The following is a 3,047-nucleotide window of genomic DNA, read 5'->3' on the forward strand; positions in this document are numbered from 1 at the left end:
AAGTTCTTGCTTCCGGAACAGAAATTAAACCTGAAAATGGTGTTTACAAAATAACTTTAAACAAAAATGAAGAAATAAAAGTTTTGTTAAAAGATAATGTAACTAAAATCAATTCCGAAATATCTAAAAAACTTAAAAATAATAATGCGGAATCTATTAATTTAAAAGAATATGCAAACAAAACTTTATTTGCATATGGAATAACAAAAGAAAATGGTTGATATGATCATGATAAACTATCTATATTAGGAATAAACGCTCCTGACAATAGCTATTGTTGAGCATCAACCGCAAGCGGTTGAATAAAATGATTTTTTGTTCAAATGAGTAAGGAAGGCTACAAAATACCTGAAAAATATTTAATAAATAGTGAAAAATATAGAAGCATAATCTTTGAAAAATTTGTTGAAAATTTCAATAATACAGGTTCTGGTGGAAAAACATACTTTGGACTTGATTATTTTCTTTGAAAAAAATATATTTACCAAAATACAACTGAGAGTTTTAAAATTGATAATCCTAGAGATAAAAACGATAATGGTTTTGGTGCATTTTTTGAAATTTTAAAAGAATCAGGCATCAATGAAAAATCTATAGATATTGAAATTACATCGAACAAATCTGGTGATAAATTAGAAAATTATATGATCACAACTAAAGATAATAAAATCTTAAAATCCATTGCATTTGAAGAATTTATGGGATATCAATATAATAAGTATGGAAATAAATATAAAAATAGATTAGATTATTTTTCAAAAACAGTAATTAATGCATTGAATAATGGTGGAGTAGTAGCAATATTGCCAAACGATGGAGGTCATGTTATAAATGTGTGAGGAGTTGAAACAAATAATGCGGGGATAGTTAATAAACTATATATAACTGATTCAGATGATGTTAAAAAATATGGAAAAAACAAGTTAATTTGTTTAGAATTAAAAGAAAATCATGGAGCATTATTTTTAAATAATTATATAGGTAATGGTATATTTAGAGGGTGACAAGTATTTTATAAATTTCCTTTTACAATATCAGAACTTAGAGAAATAATAAAGGATAATTAAAAGTTCTTAAACATTAAATGTTTTAATATAATTTAATAATTAGAAAAGAGGTAAATAATATGAAATTAAAATTACTTGCATTAATATAATTACCATTATCATTATCAATGCTAACAATTTCTTGCATAAAAAGTGATAAAAATGGAATTGATTTAAATAAATTGGTTGATGAATTAACTGTTAATGACATTATTATAGATAATAAAGATAAAATAAGAGCAAGCAAATTAAAAAATGAACAAATTAAACTTACAAATGAATATACACAAAAACATAATGGTATAAGATTAACAAATATATTAATAATTAATGAAAGTATTGATGATGCTAAAAAATCTTTAAAGATTAAAGTTAAACTTACAGATGGTAAAAATATAAGTGCGAAAGAAAAAGAATTAACAATTGATGGTTTTAGGGGAATGTATACTATTGATGAACTAAACAAATTAGTTAAAGAATTAACAGCAAATTATATTTATATAGTAAATAGAGAAAAAACAAAACCAAGCGAATTAAAAATAGAAAACATTCAATTATCAAATGAGTATCTAATTAAGAATCCTTATCTAAAATTAAAAGGTGTAGAAATATTGAGTGATTCTATAGATGATAAAAATGGTATTTTAAAAATAAAAACTAAATTAACCGGTGATAATTTAACAAGTAATGAGGAAAATATATTAACAATTGAAAATTTAAGAATCACTAACATCCTCACAAAACAGGAACAATTAGAACAAATCCTTAAATCATTAGATAAAAATGATATTGAGATAGTTAATATAGAAACAACTAAACCAAGTGAATTAAAAGGTGAAAATGTAAAATTATCCTCTGAGTTTCAAAATAAATATCCAGGTATTTCATTAAAAGATATAACATTTAGTGACGTTAATGATGAACAAGGTTCGATAAAAATTACATTTAAATTAACAGACGGTGAGTTTATTACAGAGAATGATAAATGATTTATATTCGATGGTCTTAAAATCTTAACAACACTTACACCTGTTGAAAAATTAAATAAGCTTGTTAATGAATTAACAAATAATGATTTTTCTTTAAACCTTGAATATGACTCGTATGCAAGCATTGTAGAATTATATGAACCCGAAGAAATTGAAACAACAATTGTTTTAGATAGTAGGTATTTAGAATCTCATCCAAATATTCAACTAAGTGGATTTACAATAATTCCTAATAGCTCAAACGATGATGAGGGAACATTAAAGGTAAAAACAAAATTAACTGATGGTACTAATATAAGCACAATTGAAAAAGAAATAATAATTAGTGGCTTCGTTTTAAACATATCTGTTAAAAAACTAAATGAATTAGTTAAAGAATTAAAACCAGATGATATAGATATTTTCAAAGCAACAGAAGGCAAGAAAAAACCATCTGAATTAGTTGGTGAAAAAGGATTTTTATTAGATGAAATATTTAGAACAAAATATAATTTAGGTTGAGTTGTTGCAAAAAATATAATTGCAGATGATGTTCAAAATACCATTACATTTGATGCTTACTTAAAAACTGATGAAGGCAAAAAATCCACTGAATATATAAAATTAACCGTAAAAGTAAACTAGTTAATGGTGTATTATATTTAATAAATTAAAAAACCAATAATATGGTTTTTTTATATTAAATTCTCATAGTAGCAATTCTATAAAAACAAATGATATAACTAATAACGATTTTTTATGTGTTCAATTTTATACTTTAAAAACTAGCGCATAAAATTATTTTTCTACAGAAATATAAAAATATTGTTAATAAAATATAAAAAATCAAAATAATAAATTTTAATATTTTGATTTAAACAAAAATATAAGTATCAAACATACTTAATTAATATACGGTAATTAAAAGTTGTAGCACTAGATAAACTAAAAGCTATAATTTTAAATAAATTTACCTTATATTTCTTGTTATAAAAACAGAAAAAGTATTAACTCTGTATTGTAATACACAAAC

At 22.8% G+C, this 3,047-nt stretch carries 2 protein-coding genes; both read left to right on the forward strand.

The window, feature by feature from the left end:
* Positions 1-1,067, forward strand: a 1,067-nt coding sequence (locus T380_RS04415) for an IdeS/Mac family cysteine endopeptidase (RefSeq protein WP_036437123.1), incomplete at its 5' end; no start/stop codon positions are given.
* 107 nt (positions 1,068-1,174) lie between these two features.
* The gene (locus tag T380_RS0103630; RefSeq protein ID WP_027334514.1) at positions 1,175-2,659 is read left to right on the forward strand and encodes a lipoprotein 17-related variable surface protein; all 1,485 of its coding nucleotides are present in this window, start codon (positions 1,175-1,177) and stop codon (positions 2,657-2,659) included.
* Positions 2,660-3,047 lie beyond the last annotated feature (388 nt).

The organism is Mycoplasma elephantis ATCC 51980 (genome assembly GCF_000687815.1).
Lineage (GTDB): Bacteria > Bacillota_I > Bacilli_A > Mycoplasmatales > Metamycoplasmataceae > Mycoplasma_H > Mycoplasma_H elephantis.